Consider the following 15,763-nt stretch of genomic DNA (forward strand, 5'->3'; position numbering starts at 1 on the left):
TGTATCAATTAGTTAATCAACCTGAGCTGCCAAATCCATCAACAGATCTCTTAATTCATCCGGGGTGGTGACAGTTTGATCAGGAATGATTTGCGGATCGGCAATCGGACTTTGATGGCTGTTGTACCAAACTGTTTCCCAACCGGCTTTCTTGGCAGGAACAATATCTTCAAAGTAGGAACTGCCGACGTACATCATCTCGTTACCACGTAAGTTGAATTTCCGATTCATTAAAGTAAAAATTAATGGATCAGGTTTCTTGGCCTTGGCATCCTCTGATGTAATAATTTGTTCACGGCTAAACCAGTGATGCAATTTTAATTTCATAATTTTTGCCAACTGGACATCGTTACTGCCGTTCGTGATAATTCCCAACTTGAACTTGGTTGTGAGGGTATTAAAAACGGTTGTCAGTCCATCAAAAAGGTGAATCGAATTGCTGGCAGACATGAAGGCATTTGTAAATGCACTTGCAGTTTCCTGTGTTAAACCAGGGAGGTCGAACTTTTTAAATGTATGATGTAATGAGTGAAAGTCAATCTCTTCTTTGGATAACTTCAGATCGGAGTCGGAGTTTGATTCAACAACGGCCAACTGCCGCTGCTGGGTGAAGTTGGAGAAGATTTCATTCATTAGTTCTTCACTGATATTTAAATTAAATATTTCGTCGAAAGCTTGAGTAAATGACGGCTTTATATCGTACAAAGTATCGTCGACATCGAAAACGATGGCTTTAATCATGTATATATTCCTCCTCGCCACGAAATAACATTCTAACATGGATTCTCAAAATTTAACAATTTTGACAAAAATAATCCGAAAAAAGACATTTGTGCTTGCGCTTCCGGTGCTTTTCTTATATACTTTTATAGGTGTTTTAAATACACACCTAACGTGATGCAATGAGAGTTGCCAGGGATGGTTCTCAAAGCAGATGATCGTTGGGGAGGACAAAAAACAATACGGAGGCTATATCATGGCTGTTATTTCTATGAAACAATTACTGGAAGCCGGAGTACATTTCGGTCACCAAACTCGTCGTTGGAACCCAAAGATGAAGCAATATATCTTTACTGAACGTAATGGTATTTACATCATTGACTTGCAAAAGACTGTTAAGTTGATCGATGTTGCCTACAACTTCATGAAAGAAGAAGCTGCTAAAGGCGCTGTTGTCTTGTTCGTTGGTACTAAGAAGCAGGCTCAGGATTCAATCGCTGAAGAAGCAACCCGTGCCGGCCAATACTACGTCAACAACCGTTGGCTTGGTGGTACTTTAACCAACTGGGAAACTATTCAATCACGTGTTAAGCGTTTGAAGGATCTTAAGAAGATGTCAACTGATGGCACTTTTGAAATTCTTCCTAAGAAGGAAGTTTCACTTTTGATCAAGCAGGAACAAAAGTTGGAACGATTCTTGGGTGGTATTGAAGATATGCCTAAGATTCCTGATGTTATGTTTATCGTTGACCCTCGTAAAGAGCAAATTGCTGTTCACGAAGCAATGAAGTTAAACATTCCGATCGTTGCTATGGTTGATACCAACACTGACCCAGATCAAATCGATGTTGTTATCCCATCAAACGATGATGCTATTCGTGCCGTTCGTTTGATCACTTCAAAGATGGCTGACGCTATCATCGAAGGCCGTCAGGGTGAAGATGATGTCAACGAAAAGACATTTGAAGGCAAAGATGGCGACAAGAAAGCCAAAAAAGAAGATTCAATTGAAGATATTGCAAACGCCGTTAAAGGCAGCAAAGATTCTAAAAAATAAATATTAGCACTTAGGCTGACTCTATCGCTTTGGACCAATTTGGCCTTGGTGTAGAGTCAGTTTTTATTCACAATTAAAGGGAGGCCACTAAGATGGCAAAAATTTCAGCATCTCAAGTTATGGATTTACGTAAGAAGACCGGTGTCGGCATGATGGACGCTAAGAAGGCGCTTGTTGCTACCGAAGGTGATTTTGACAAGGCGATTGAAGTATTGCGTGAAAAAGGGGTTGCCAAAGCTGAAAAGAAGAGCGACCACGTTGCTGCTAATGGTTTAACCACTATTGCTATTAAAGGTAATACTGCAGCAATTGTTGAAATCAACTCAGAAACCGACTTTGTTGCTTCAAGTGACCCATTCAAGCAACTTGTTAAACGCGTTAGTGATGCAATCGTTACTAACAAACCTGCCGACGTTGATGCTGCTCAAGCATTGAAGACTGACAAAGGCACTGTTAAGGATGACTTGATTGAAACAACTCAAGTTACCGGTGAAAAAGTTACTTTACGTCGTTTTGCCGTTATTGAAAAGAATGACGACGAAGTATTTGGTTCATACCTCCATAATGGTGGTTTGATTGGTTCTCTTGTTCAATTAAAGGGTGCCGATGAGGAAACTGCAAAGGATATCGCAATGCACGTTGCAGCTACTAATCCTGAATACTTGAACAAAGCCGAAGTTCCTGCCGATCGTTTGGCACATGAAAAAGAAGTTTTGACTCAAGAAGCTCTTAACGAAGGTAAACCAGAAAAGATTGTTGAAAAGATGGTTGAAGGTCGTTTGCACAAGTTCTTGGCAGAAATTTGCCTTGAAGATCAAGACTTTGTTAAAGACCCAGACGTTACTGTTTCCAAGTACGTTGCTTCAAAGGGTGGTTCAATCGTCAAGTTCGTCCGTTACGAAGTTGGTGAAGGAATCGAAAAGAAGCAGGAAAGCTTTGAAGACGAAGTTCGTGATCAATTAAAGTAGTTTAATTGAGGGCCAGAACAAGACAATCCGTTTTGTTCCGGTCTTCTTTTGTGATTGCATTTGGATTATAAGAAATTTTGTCGATTCTCCTTAAAAGTTGTTAAGAATATTTGATAAGAATTCTTCAATATCCTTGTTTTCTTGTTGATTGCAATGGGAATATGCTAAAATTGTAGTAATGATTAACTATGGGAGGCACTTGGATGTCTAAAGTAAAGTACAATCGAATTATTTTAAAATTAAGTGGAGAAGCATTAGCCGGTGATCGAGGCTTTGGTATCAATCCACCTGTAATTAAGGACGTCGCCCAAGAAATTAAGGATATTTTTAAACTGGGTGTGCAGATCGGAATCGTCGTTGGCGGTGGTAATATGTGGCGTGGTGAAGCCGGTGCCGAAATGGGCATGGAACGTGCGCAAGCCGACTACATTGGAATGCTCGGAACGACAATGAATGGTCTTGCCCTTCAGGACAACCTTGAACATTTGGGAGTTCCCACAAGAGTTCAAACATCTATTGAAATGCGTCAGATTGCTGAACCTTACATTCGACGAAAGGCAGTTCGCCATCTTGAAAAGGGACGAGTTGTGATCTTTGCCGCCGGAACCGGTAATCCATATTTCTCAACTGACACGACAGCCGCATTACGGGCTGCTGAAATCGGTGCCGATGCAATTTTGATGGCTAAAAATGGTGTTGATGGCATTTATTCATCAGATCCACGAACCCACAAAGATGCAGTTAAATTTGATACACTTTCATATATGGATATTTTGGAAAAGGGCTTGAAAGTTATGGATTCCACAGCAAGTTCATTGTCAATGGATAACCATATTCCATTGGTTGTCTTTAACTTGAACAAGCCTGGAAACATTCGCAAAGTCGTTACTGGTGAGAATATCGGAACAACTGTGAAGGAGAAATAATTTATGGCAGATGCACAATCAGTTTTAAGTGAAGCAAAAGAAAAAATGAAGAACACTCGTGAAGTGCTGGAACATGATATGGGCAGTATCCGTGCCGGTCATGCAAACGCCAGTTTACTGACCGATGTGAAGGTTGATTATTATGGTGCTCCAACACCATTAAACCAGATTGCTTCAATCAGTATTCCTGAAGCTCGAGTTATTTTAATTACCCCTTACGACAAGAGTTCTCTTAAGGACATTGAAAAAGCAATTTACGAGGCAGATCTTGGCATTAGCCCAGCTAATGCAGGAACTGCCATTCGTTTGGCCGTTCCTGCATTGACTGAGGACCGTCGTAAAGAAATTGCCAAGCAGGTTAAAGCAACCGGTGAAAAGAGTAAGGTTGCCATTCGAAATGTTCGTCGAGAAGCAATGGACACGCTTAAGCGAAGCAATAAGAACGAAGATATTACCGACGATGAATTGCATCGTTATGAGGATCAAGTTCAAAAATTAACTGATGATTCTATTAAAGGTGTCGATGGAATTGTATCCGATAAAGAAAAAGAAGTTATGAATGGTTAGAAAGAGGGACAATATCATGGCAGACAATAATAACAATAACAATAATGCAGATAATGATGAAGTTGCAGTTGTACCAGGTACTGACGAATTTGGAAAGATGTTATTCAAGCTCAATAAACCGGTAACCGAAGATAATTTGGGTGTATTGGATTATAACGGCGGCCACTTACAACCCGTTCAAGATGGATTGTATGCAATGCCTGCTTATGTAACTGACGGCTTTAACTTATTCTTTATTGTGTCTCAATTGGTTGAAAATGATTGGGTTATTGCATTTTCAAAAGCAACCATTGAAAACGATAATGAAATTACTGATTTGTCTGAACCATTAACAACTGGTAAGGGACTGAATCTATTGGGCCAAAAGAGTCCGGAAGACGCCAACAAATTATTGAAGTACTTTAACACATTAGCCGAAGCCAAACGTGGTGAATGGCGAATGGTTGAACGTCCTAATGGTGAGTCTGACTAGTAATCAATTTCATTTTATGGCTGGAAAAAACATTTGTTTTGTTCCAGCCATTTGGTGTTTAATGATATTTTGGTATGCGCAGAGTATCAGATGATGATATCTGGCGTTCGGTTGTTCCAAAATCTTTATTTAAGGAGTGTACAATGTTTAAGAACACACAAGACAATCAACGGTTGGAAGATGAGCTGGATAAAAATAACATTCCGGATCATGTTGCAATCATTATGGACGGAAATGGCCGTTGGGCACAGAAACGTCATTTGCCCAGAATTGCCGGACACAAGCGTGGAATGGAGACGGTTAAGACCATTACCAAAGTCGCCAGCGATTTAGGCGTCAAAGTCTTAACCCTTTATGCGTTTTCAACCGAAAATTGGAAACGGCCGCACGATGAAGTCAGCTATTTAATGGGATTACCTGTGAAGTTCTTTAACGATTTTGTACCAGACTTGATTAAAAACAATGTGCAAGTTAAAGTCATGGGATTGATCGATCAATTGCCTGCTCAGACGCAAAAAGCCGTTAACGATGCCATTAAGGACACCTCCCAATGCACAGGAATGGTTCTAAACTTCGCGTTAAATTATGGTAGTCGTTTGGACATCAGGATGGCAGTTCAAAAAATTAGTCAACAGGTTGCCGATGGGCAACTCGACGTGGATAAGATTGATGACCAAACAATCTCTGACAATTTGATGACTGGTTTTCTGGGTGATCTTTCAGATCCGGACCTTTTGATTCGAACCTCCGGTGAAGAACGAATTTCCAATTTCTTGTTGTGGCAGATTGCTTATAGTGAATTGGTATTCACCGATGTTTTATGGCCTGATTTTGACAAGTCTGTTTTTCAGAAAATGATTTTAGAGTATCAGCATCGCGACCGCCGATTTGGCGGGATTAAAACTAGTAAATAGGGGAGAAACAAATTGAGACAACGTGTAATAACAGCTATTGTGGCACTATTAATATTCATTCCAATCATTATCATGGGAGGAATTTGGATTGATATTGCGGCTTTAGCTCTTGGAATTGTGGCAATTTCAGAAATTCTGGTTATGAAAAAGAAGTTATTAATTTCGCCAGAATCAATCATTGCTTATCTAGGAGTCTGTGCGCTAATTCTCCCTACCAAATGGACCAGTTTTTTACCAGGGCATCTTACTCAAAACTTTGTGTTCTTCATTTTTGTTTTGCTGCTGTTACTTCAAACGGTTTTCAGCAGGAACTTGTTTACATTCGATGATGCTGGTGTTATCACATTGGGAATGCTGTACGTTGGAATGGGATTTCATTATTTCATCGCTGCACGAGGCCTCGGATTAACTGTTCTGCTGTACGCACTGTTTATTGTTTGGGTGACTGATAGTGGTGCCTATATCTTTGGTCGGATGTTGGGCAAACATAAGCTGGCGCCGAGAATTAGCCCCAACAAGACTTGGGAGGGATCCATTTGCGGTTCACTGGCAGCCACAATCTTATGTACGATTTTTGTTGCCTTTTACCCAATCGCTGGGCATTCACTTTTGCAAATGTTCATATTTACCATTATTCTCTCTATAGCTGGTCAATTTGGCGATTTGATTGAATCGGCCTTGAAACGTTATTACGGCGTTAAAGATTCCGGCAAAATTCTCCCTGGACACGGTGGAATTTTAGACCGATTCGACAGTTTACTCTTTGTTTTGCCAATGCTTCATTTGGTCGGCGTTATTTAGTTTTTAGGAGGAAAGAGTCACTTGATAACTACAATTATTGTTTTCATCATCGTTTTTGGTATTCTTGTGATCTTTCATGAGTTTGGCCATTATATTACTGCTAAACACTCGGGCATCTTAGTCCGGGAGTTTTCGGTTGGAATGGGACCCAAAGTTTTTTATTACCGAAAAAATAGTACCACCTTTACTTTGCGGCTGCTGCCACTTGGCGGATATGTCCGGATGGCAGGCGAGGCCGACGACGGTGAAGATGAATTAAAGCCCGGTACGCCGGTAACACTTCAGTTAAATGATCAGGGCGTTGTTACCTCGATTAATACCAGCAACAAGCATTCTCTGTTCCAAGGGATTCCGTTAACCGTTACCGATACCGATCTGGATGACAATTTGTCTATCAAAGGATATGAAAACGGTGATGAGTCACAAGTTAAGTCATTTCCGGTAGACCATGACGCAACAATTGTTGAAAAGGATGGAACTGAGCTGCAGATTGCACCACGGGACGTTCAATTCCAGTCGGCATCATTACCACATAGAATGTTAACCAATGTTGCCGGGGTGTTTAATAACCTGATTTTGGCAATCTTGGTATATACAATATTAGGATTTGTTCAAGGAGGCGTTGCCTCCAACACCAACAAGGTGAATGTATTGCCATCCGACTCTGTTGCTAAAACAGCTGGTGTTAAGTCCGGTGACCGAATTGTTGAAGTTGACGGTCATAAAATTACCGACTGGCAGGATTTGACCGTTCAAATCAGATCCAAAGCCAATAAGAACATTTCGGTGAAGGTTGATCGTGATGGACAAGATAAGACGCTGTCTATGAAACCAAAGGCCCAAACGTCTGGTGGCCAAACATCAGGATTTATTGGCATTACACAAACCATGGACAAAAGTTTTAAAGCCAAAATTCTTTCCGGTTTTACCATGACATGGTCGGTTGCCAAACAGTTATTTGCGGCGCTTTGGAGTATGGTGAGTGGTCACTTTAGTCTGAATGATTTGGGTGGTCCGGTTGCCATCTTTGCCACAACGTCACAAGCAGCCAAGATGGGTCTGGCCGGCGTGTTGAATTTCTTGGCATTCCTGTCACTTAACCTGGCAATCATTAATTTGATTCCAATTCCAGGCCTTGATGGTGGTAAATTGATTTTGAATATTTTGGAAGCCATCCGAAGAAAGCCGGTTTCTCAAACAACCGAAACGATTGTGACATTGATTGGCTTTGCATTTTTGATGCTGCTGATGATTTTAGTTACCTGGAATGATATTGAGAGATACTTTTTACATTAATTAAGTAAATTTTGAAGGAGAACCTGACAAATGAAGCAATCACAGATGTTGATCCCTACGTTGAAAGAAACCCCTAAAGGCGCTGAAGCCCTTAGTCACAAAATGTTGGTTAGAGGCGGCTATATTCGCCAAGTCTCAGCTGGTATGTACGCATATCTGCCACTGGCTTTTCGTGTTTTAAATAAGATCGAAGCCATTATCAGACAGGAAATGGTCAAAACATCAGCTCACGAAATGCTGATGCCTGATATTTTGCCTGCTGATCTTTGGAAAGAATCGGGTCGTTATGATACATATGGTCCCGAATTGTTTAAATTTAAAAATCGTCATGATACTGATTTCATTTTGGGACCAACGCATGAAGAAACTTTTACTGCTTTGATTCGTGATTCAATTAAATCATATAAGCAATTGCCACTTGTCTTGTACCAAATTCAAAACAAGTATCGAGATGAAAACCGTCCTCGCTATGGATTGTTGCGAAGCCGTGAATTTATCATGAAAGATGCTTATTCATTCGCAACTAATGAAGACGATTTGGATACCACGTATAAAGCAATGGAACAAGCATATCGGAATATTTTTGATCGAATTGGTTTAAAGTACCGGGTCATCATTGGTAATGGTGGCGCAATGGGAGGTTCTGATTCAAAAGAATTCTCCGCAATGGCTGCTGTCGGTGAGGATACAATTGTTTATTCCGACAAGAGTGATTACTTTGCAAACTTGGAAATGGCAAAATCAAAGGTTTCTGACCAACCCTCTGATGAGGCTGAGAAGGAACTTAAGAAAGTTGAAACACCAAATGCCAAGACAATTGCTGAAGTTGCTGATTTCTTGAAAGTTCCTGAAACTCAAACAATCAAGTCAATGTTGTACATTGCCGACAAGAAGCCGGTTATGGTCCTTGTTCGTGGAGATTATGACGTCAATGACGTTAAGCTCAAGAATTTCTTGGGTGCCGATTTCCTTGATATGGCAACTGACGACGAAGCAAAGAAATACTTAGGCGCTGATTTTGGATCCCTTGGTCCAGTTGGTGTTGGTGAGGACGTTAGAATTGTTGCCGACCAACGAGTTGCCAATATGAAGAATGGCGTTGTTGGTGCTGATAAAGATGGTTACCATTACGTCAATGTTAATTCAGGCAGAGATTTCAGAATTGACGATGTAGATGATTTTGTTGTTGTCAAAGAGGGAGAAGTGTCTCCTGATGGCAAGGGAACCTTGAAATTCACTCGTGGAATTGAAATTGCCCATATCTTTAAGCTGGGAACCCGTTATTCCAAGAGTTTAAAGGCAAATGTCCTTGATGAAAACGGTCGTGCCGTTCCAGTTATCATGGGTTCATATGGAATTGGAGTCAGTCGTTTGTTGTCAGCCATTTCTGAGCAAAATGCCGATGAAAATGGTTTGGTTTGGCCAAAAGCCGTTGCCCCATTTGACGTTCATATTATTCCGGTAAATGCCAAGAAAGCTGTTCAAATGGATTTGGCAACTCAAATTGAAACAACTTTAACCAACGATGGCCTCCAAGTCTTGGTAGACGATCGTAAAGAACGTGCCGGAGTTAAATTTGCCGACTCTGATTTAATGGGAATTCCATTGAGAGTAACGATCGGTAAAAAGGCTGAAGACGGAATTGTTGAAATCAAAGTTCGTCGAACTGGTGAAACAGTTGAAACTAAAGTTGATGAAGTAAGTGCAACAATAAAAAAGATGTTGAAGAATCTTGACTAATGATGTCGTAACTAATTAATATAGACGTATGTTTTCGTCGCTTCTAAACTGGTTGGACCAAAACTTGGGTTTTGCGTCCAGCCAGTTGTTGTAAAAACGTTATTTTTAAAAGAGGTACTGTAATGAGTTTGGATCGAAGCCAATTATTTGAAAAGCTGCTTCAACAGCTTCAATGGACACAGGCAAAGGAGTTGCCTTATTTTCAAGGTGCCAAAATTGACCGCTTGGAAGTTCATAAGCAAAGTCAGCGATGGCAATTTGATATTTCACTTCCTCGAATTTTGCCATTTGAAGTGTTTAAAGATTTTAATGCCCGGCTGGAGTCTGCTTTCAAAGAGATTGCCGATGTTTCTTTAAATATCACGGCTGACAACAATACATTCACCGAGCAATTGCTCCGCCAGTATTGGCAATGGGTTGTTCCCAACAGTGGGGTAACTTCTCCTCTGATGAAGGAACTCTGTGCGGATAAATATCCGTCCATCGTCGACTCACGGGTGGAATTTATTGCTGAAAATGATATCGTTAAAGATTTTATGACCAACACTGCTTTAGGCCCAATTGAAGACACATTTCAACGGGCAGGATTTCCGAACTTTACAATCCACACAATTGTTGATGAAAGCTCATCACAGCAAAATATTCAAGCATTAAAAAAGAAAAACGAAGCCGCCAACGCCCAGTTGGTTAAGAAGGCCAACGAAGCCATCAAAGAAAATGCCAAAGCCCACCCGAAGAGGGGAAACGGTGGCGGTAAATCCACGATTGGCCGTCGAATAAAAGACGATCTGCCAGTTATGAAAATGGAAGAGATCGTTGAAGAAGAGCGATCGGTTGTGGTTTCCGGATACGTCTTTAACAAAGAGATTCGTTCACTGCGTTCCGGCCGCCAGTTATTAATGTTGAAAATTACCGATTATACTTCATCCATTCAGGTTAAGAAGTTCTCCAACAAGGGTGAAGAGGCCTTATTTGAGGGTGTCAATGAAGGCGACTGGGTTAAAGTCCGCGGAAGTGTTCAAGAGGATAACTATTCTCATGAATTAACTTTGAATGCATACGACATTAATCCGATTAAAAAAGTTAGCCGAAAAGATACCGCACCTGAAGACAAAAAGCGAGTTGAGCTTCATCTTCACACAACGATGAGTCAGATGGATGCCACCAATAATATCGCTGATTTTGCCAAGCAGGCAAAAAGTTTCGGCCAAAAAGCATTGGCCATTACTGATCATGCAGGTGTTCAAGGCTTCCCCGATGCGTTTCATGCCGGCGAAAAGAATGATATCAAGATGCTTTATGGTGTTGAAATCAATCTTGTGGATGATGGGGTGCCGATTACTTATAACGACAAACATATTCCTTTAAAGGATGCAACGTACGTTGTCTTTGATACTGAAACAACCGGTTTGTCTGCGATTTACGATCGAGTCATCGAACTTTCTGCCGTTAAAATGCAGAACAGCAATGTCATTGACCAATTTGAGGAATTCATTGACCCCGGTTTTCATTTGTCAGACCGAACAACCAATCTGACTTCTATCACCGATGAAATGGTTCATGGTTCCAAATCCGAGGAAGAGGTCTTTAAGCTATTCCGTGAATTTTGTGGCGATGCGATCGTTGTTGGTCATAATGTCACCTTTGATATGGGATTCATGAACACTGGTTATGTTCGTCACGGTATGCACGAGATGCAAAATCCAATTATTGATACTTTGACGCTTGCCCGGTTCCTTTATCCCAACTTGAGAGGGTATCGGTTGAACACCCTTGCCAAGAAATTTGATGTCAGCTTGGAACATCACCATAGAGCGATTTATGATGCTGAAACCACTGGACATTTGAATTATTTATTCTTGAAGGATGCCGAAGATCGTTATGGGATTGTCTATCATGATGAACTTAATGATCACATGACAGATAACGATGCTTATCGGCACGCTCGGCCATCTCATGCCATTTTATTGGCGAAGACCCAGGCCGGCCTTAAAAACATGTTTAAGATCGTTTCATTATCCAACGTTGACTATTTCTATCGGGTCCCACGGGTTCCACGAACCCAGCTGGAAAAGTTCCGTGACGGAATTATCGTTGGTTCGGCTTGCTCCTCTGGTGAAGTTTTCACTGCGATGATGCAAAAAGGAATGGATGAAGCTCGCCAAAAAGCGCGCTTCTATGATTATCTGGAAGTTCAGCCCAAGCGTGCTTATGCACCGTTAATTGAGTCTGGCTTGATTGCCGATAATGAAAATCTGGAAAAAATCATAACGAACATGGTTAAACTTGGTGATGAATTGAAAAAGCCCGTTGTTGCGACGGGGGACGTTCATTACCTCAATCCTCAGGATTATATTTATCGTAAAATTTTAATTAATTCCCAAGGTGGTGCCAATCCACTTAACCGGCAGGAACTACCTGATTTACATTTCCTGACAACTGATGAAATGCTGGGAGACTTCGAATTCCTTGGCAAAGAAAAGGCTGAAGAAATTGTTGTTACCAACACCAACAAGATTGCCGATGAAATTGACGACGTTCATCCTTTGAAGGATAAACTCTACACACCACGGATGGAAGGTGCCGAGGATGAAATTAAGACTCGGACAATGAACACCGCCCATGCCTGGTATGGTGATCCGCTGCCAAAGATTGTTTCCGACCGTTTGGCGACGGAGTTAAAGAGTATTATCGGTAACGGATTCTCAGTTATTTATTTAATTGCCCAACGGCTGGTTGCCAAAAGTAACAAAGATGGGTATTTGGTAGGTTCTCGTGGTTCTGTTGGTTCAAGTCTGGTTGCAACTCTGACCGGAATTACCGAAGTTAATCCATTACCGCCACACTATCGCTGTCCTAAGTGTCAGCACACCGAATTCTTTACCAAAGGTGAATACAGCTCCGGCTATGATTTACCTCATAAGAAGTGTCCGGAATGTGGCACAAAGATGATTGGTGATGGCCATAATATCCCATTTGAAACTTTCTTGGGATTCACTGGTAATAAAGTGCCTGATATTGATTTGAACTTCTCTGGTGATTATCAGCCAATCGCCCATAACTACACGAAGGTTTTGTTTGGTGAAAAGAACGTATTCAGAGCCGGAACAATTGGCACCGTTGCCGACAAGACCGCTTACGGGTACGTTAAGGCCTATGAACGAGATAAGGGGCAAGTATACCGTCAAGCAGAAGAAGACCGTCTGGCAAAGGGTGCGACAGGTGTTAAGCGGACAACCGGCCAACATCCTGCCGGAATTATTGTTGTGCCAGATTATATGGACATCTATGATTTCACACCCATTCAATATCCTGCTGACGATCAGGACGCTGCTTGGAAGACAACCCACTTTGACTTCCATTCGATCCATGATAATATTTTAAAAATTGATATTCTGGGTCATGATGATCCAACCATGATCCGGATGCTGCAAGATTTATCAGGCATTAACCCAAAGACCATTCCAATGGATGATCCGGGTGTCATGTCGATTTTCTCCAGTCCTAAAGTATTGGGTGTTACCGAAGATCAGATTCAATCAAAGACTGGAACCCTTGGGGTACCTGAATTTGGTACCAGATTTGTCCGGGGGATGCTTGAACAGACTCATCCAAGTAATTATTCAGAACTGCTTCAGATTTCCGGATTGTCACATGGAACCGACGTGTGGATGGGAAATGCCGATGAGTTGATTAAAAATGGGACGGCAACAATTGCCAACGTTATCGGATGTCGTGATAACATCATGACCGATTTGATCAATTGGGGTCTTGATTCCGAACTGTCCTTCCAGATTATGGAAAGTGTTCGTCATGGCCGAGGGATTCCCGACGACTGGCAGGCTGAAATGAAGAAAGCTAAGATTCCGGACTGGTATATTCAATCATGTCTTAAAATCAAGTACATGTTCCCTAGAGCCCATGCGGCTGCTTATATCTTAATGGCCCTTCGAATTGCCTACTTCAAGGTTTATTTCCCAATGGTTTATTACGCTTCTTACTTCTCCGTCCGTGCTGACGACTTTGATATCGTTTCAATGTGTCGCGGCAAAGAAGCTGTTAAAAATGCCATGCGGGCAATTAATGATAAAGGAATGGAAGCATCTACCAAGGAGAAAAACCTGTTAACGGTTTTGGAACTCGCCAACGAAATGCTGGAGCGTGGCTTCAAATTCCAGATGGTTGATTTGAATAAGTCTGATGCCAGTCAATGGCTGATTGATGGTGACACCCTGATTGCACCGTTTAATTCCGTTCCCGGACTTGGACTGAACGTTGCCAAGCAGATTGTTGCAGCTCGTGAGGATAAGCCATTTATTTCAAAAGAAGATTTGGCCAAACGTGGAAAAGTATCCAAGACTTTGATCGACTTTATGACCGAGAACAAGGTTCTGGAAGGGCTGCCCGACGAGAACCAATTAAGCTTGTTTGATATGATGTAATGAGTCTCTGACTTTCGATGAAAAGGTTGTTGAGACTTATCACGGTTGTAATATATTAAGCAATATGGTATAGTTAATTTACTAAATAACTTGTAAGGGAGTGAGCAGAGATGCTCGCTCTTTTTAATGGAAAATTTTAGGAGGCCTATCTTTGAGCAATGTTGTTGAAACGGTCAGACAAGTTGTTGCACCAATTTTAGAAAAACATTCGTTTTACTTATTCGATGTCGAATTTGTAAAGGAAAATAAAAGCTGGTATTTACGGGTATATATTGATAAAAAAGGTGGCATTACCATCGATGACTGTGTTTTAGTCAGTGATGAGTTGAGTGAAAAGCTCGATGCCATGGAGCCTGATCCAATTCCGCAAGCCTACTTTTTGGAAGTTTCATCTCCAGGTGCCGAACGGCCACTTAGAAATGATGAAGAACTTAAACAGGCAGTCGGTGAATATATTCATGTTTCACTCTATAAAAATTTAAATGGCAACAAAACTTTTGAAGGAACATTGAAATCATTGGACGACGATGTGTTAACCCTCCAAAATGATAAGTGGGGTAAGCATGATACGTTGGAAATACCGCGAAATTTGATTGCCAAATCACGGCTCGCAATTCAATTTTAGTAAAGGAGACACAATAATGAGTAAAGAACTTTTAGGGGCGTTATCCGCTCTTGAAGAAGAAAAGGGCATTAAAAAAGAAGTTGTAATCGAAGCCCTGGAAGCTGCATTAGTTTCAGCTTACAAGCGAAATTACGGTCAAGCCCAAAACGTCGAAGTTTCATTTGATGACAAAAAAGGCGAGATGCACGTTTATTCCGTTAAAACCGTTGTCGACGATGTCACCGATGATCAACTTCAAGTATCATTGGACCAGGCACTTGAAATCAACAAAGGTTACGAATTGGGCGATGAAATTAAGTTTGAAGTAACCCCCAAGAACTTTGGTCGGATTGCTGCCCAAACTGCTAAACAAGTTATTATGCAGCGGGTTCGGGAAGCTGAACGGGAAAATGTTTTCGATGAATACTCCAAGTATGAGGATGAATTGGTAACTGGTACCGTTGAGCGTCAGGATACCCGATTTGTTTACATCAACTTAGGCAAAGTGGAAGCTGTTATGGGTTCCAAGGATCAAATGCCGAATGAAGTTTATCGACCACAAGACCGAATCAAAGTCTACGTTACCAAGGTTGAAAATGCGACTAAGGGGCCACAGGTCTTCGTTAGCCGGACAGCTCCGGGGATGCTCAAACGATTATTTGAACAAGAAGTTCCAGAGATTTATGATGGTACTGTAGAAATTGTTTCAATCGCCAGAGAAGCCGGCGATCGGGCCAAGGTTGCGGTTCGTTCCAACAACTCCGACATCGATCCCGTCGGTACGGCAGTTGGTCCAAGAGGTCAACGAGTTCAGACGATTGTTAACGAACTTCATGGCGAAAACATGGACATCGTGGAATGGGATGAAGACGACGCAGCATACATTGCCAACTCACTTAATCCTGCCGAAGTAATTGACGTTATCTTCGACGATGATAACGATCGTGCATGTACAGTCATTGTTCCTGATTATCAGCTGTCATTGGCAATTGGTAAGAAGGGTCAAAACGCTCGTTTGGCTGCAAAATTGACCGGTTTTAAGATTGATATTAAATCAGAAACCGAAGCAAAAGAATTTCTGGCCAATAAAAAGGCAGCTTCAGAGACTGACGATGACAGTGCCGATTCTTCAGACACCGAAAGTCAAGCTGATGATTCCGCAGAAAATGTTGATGACTCGGCAACTGACGAACAACAAGATGTTAAGCCGGATACTCCGGACACTGATGATTCGGATGAGAATGCTAACGACTAAT

At 41.5% G+C, this 15,763-nt stretch carries 13 protein-coding genes; 12 read left to right on the forward strand and 1 reads right to left on the reverse strand.

Annotation, left to right across the window (positions count from 1 at the left end):
- Positions 1 to 12 precede the first annotated feature (12 nt).
- Positions 13 to 741, reverse strand: a complete 729-nt coding sequence (locus tag LKE01_RS00255; RefSeq protein ID WP_056982584.1) for an HAD family hydrolase — start codon at positions 739 to 741, stop codon at positions 13 to 15.
- 235 nt (positions 742 to 976) lie between these two features.
- Between LKE01_RS00255 and rpsB the strand changes: the two genes are divergently transcribed.
- The 12 genes from rpsB to nusA all read left to right on the forward strand — a co-directional run bounded on the left by rpsB (position 977) and on the right by nusA (position 15,762).
- Positions 977 to 1,777, forward strand: coding sequence for a 30S ribosomal protein S2 (rpsB, locus tag LKE01_RS00260; protein ID WP_056982585.1), 801 nt, complete (start codon positions 977 to 979; stop codon positions 1,775 to 1,777).
- A gap of 92 nt (positions 1,778 to 1,869) precedes the next feature.
- Positions 1,870 to 2,745, forward strand: a complete 876-nt coding sequence (tsf, locus tag LKE01_RS00265; protein ID WP_054768982.1) for a translation elongation factor Ts — start codon at positions 1,870 to 1,872, stop codon at positions 2,743 to 2,745.
- Between the two features lie 203 nt (positions 2,746 to 2,948).
- A complete protein-coding gene (gene pyrH / locus LKE01_RS00270) occupies positions 2,949 to 3,671 on the forward strand; it encodes a UMP kinase (protein ID WP_054768981.1) in 723 nt (240 codons plus the stop codon).
- 3 nt (positions 3,672 to 3,674) lie between these two features.
- Positions 3,675 to 4,238 (forward strand): ribosome recycling factor, encoded by a 564-nt coding sequence (gene frr, locus LKE01_RS00275; protein ID WP_056982586.1) that lies wholly within the window; start codon positions 3,675 to 3,677, stop codon positions 4,236 to 4,238.
- A gap of 16 nt (positions 4,239 to 4,254) precedes the next feature.
- Positions 4,255 to 4,710 carry a hypothetical protein gene (locus LKE01_RS00280; RefSeq protein ID WP_054768979.1) on the forward strand — a complete coding sequence of 152 codons (456 nt, stop codon included), beginning with the start codon at positions 4,255 to 4,257 and terminating at the stop codon, positions 4,708 to 4,710.
- Between the two features lie 143 nt (positions 4,711 to 4,853).
- Complete coding sequence (gene uppS / locus LKE01_RS00285) at positions 4,854 to 5,624, forward strand: undecaprenyl pyrophosphate synthase (protein ID WP_054768978.1); 771 nt, start codon at positions 4,854 to 4,856, stop codon at positions 5,622 to 5,624.
- Between the two features lie 12 nt (positions 5,625 to 5,636).
- Positions 5,637 to 6,425 carry a phosphatidate cytidylyltransferase gene (locus tag LKE01_RS00290; RefSeq protein WP_056982588.1) on the forward strand — a complete coding sequence of 263 codons (789 nt, stop codon included), beginning with the start codon at positions 5,637 to 5,639 and terminating at the stop codon, positions 6,423 to 6,425.
- A 21-nt stretch (positions 6,426 to 6,446) separates the two neighbouring features.
- Complete coding sequence (rseP, locus tag LKE01_RS00295) at positions 6,447 to 7,721, forward strand: RIP metalloprotease RseP (RefSeq protein WP_056982591.1); 1,275 nt, start codon at positions 6,447 to 6,449, stop codon at positions 7,719 to 7,721.
- 30 nt (positions 7,722 to 7,751) lie between these two features.
- Positions 7,752 to 9,461 (forward strand): proline--tRNA ligase, encoded by a 1,710-nt coding sequence (locus tag LKE01_RS00300; protein WP_056982592.1) that lies wholly within the window; start codon positions 7,752 to 7,754, stop codon positions 9,459 to 9,461.
- 122 nt (positions 9,462 to 9,583) lie between these two features.
- A complete protein-coding gene (locus tag LKE01_RS00305) occupies positions 9,584 to 13,903 on the forward strand; it encodes a PolC-type DNA polymerase III (RefSeq protein WP_056982594.1) in 4,320 nt (1,439 codons plus the stop codon).
- Between the two features lie 151 nt (positions 13,904 to 14,054).
- Positions 14,055 to 14,528 carry a ribosome maturation factor RimP gene (gene rimP / locus LKE01_RS00310; RefSeq protein WP_056982596.1) on the forward strand — a complete coding sequence of 158 codons (474 nt, stop codon included), beginning with the start codon at positions 14,055 to 14,057 and terminating at the stop codon, positions 14,526 to 14,528.
- A gap of 16 nt (positions 14,529 to 14,544) precedes the next feature.
- A complete protein-coding gene (nusA, locus tag LKE01_RS00315) occupies positions 14,545 to 15,762 on the forward strand; it encodes a transcription termination factor NusA (protein ID WP_056982599.1) in 1,218 nt (405 codons plus the stop codon).
- Position 15,763 lies beyond the last annotated feature (1 nt).

The organism is Lentilactobacillus kefiri (genome assembly GCF_007989105.1).
GTDB classification, from domain to species: Bacteria; Bacillota; Bacilli; order Lactobacillales; family Lactobacillaceae; genus Lentilactobacillus; species Lentilactobacillus kefiri.

Excerpts from the sequence above, each read along its gene's own strand:
- LKE01_RS00255 (WP_056982584.1), bottom strand. The coding sequence starts at position 741 with ATGATTAAAGCCATCGTTTTCGATGTCGACGATACTTTGTACGATATA.
- rpsB (WP_056982585.1), top strand. The coding sequence starts at position 977 with ATGGCTGTTATTTCTATGAAACAATTACTGGAAGCCGGAGTACATTTC.
- tsf (WP_054768982.1), top strand. The coding sequence starts at position 1,870 with ATGGCAAAAATTTCAGCATCTCAAGTTATGGATTTACGTAAGAAGACC.
- pyrH (WP_054768981.1), top strand. The coding sequence starts at position 2,949 with ATGTCTAAAGTAAAGTACAATCGAATTATTTTAAAATTAAGTGGAGAA.
- frr (WP_056982586.1), top strand. The coding sequence starts at position 3,675 with ATGGCAGATGCACAATCAGTTTTAAGTGAAGCAAAAGAAAAAATGAAG.
- LKE01_RS00280 (WP_054768979.1), top strand. The coding sequence starts at position 4,255 with ATGGCAGACAATAATAACAATAACAATAATGCAGATAATGATGAAGTT.
- uppS (WP_054768978.1), top strand. The coding sequence starts at position 4,854 with ATGTTTAAGAACACACAAGACAATCAACGGTTGGAAGATGAGCTGGAT.
- LKE01_RS00300 (WP_056982592.1), top strand. The coding sequence starts at position 7,752 with ATGAAGCAATCACAGATGTTGATCCCTACGTTGAAAGAAACCCCTAAA.
- LKE01_RS00305 (WP_056982594.1), top strand. The coding sequence starts at position 9,584 with ATGAGTTTGGATCGAAGCCAATTATTTGAAAAGCTGCTTCAACAGCTT.
- nusA (WP_056982599.1), top strand. The coding sequence starts at position 14,545 with ATGAGTAAAGAACTTTTAGGGGCGTTATCCGCTCTTGAAGAAGAAAAG.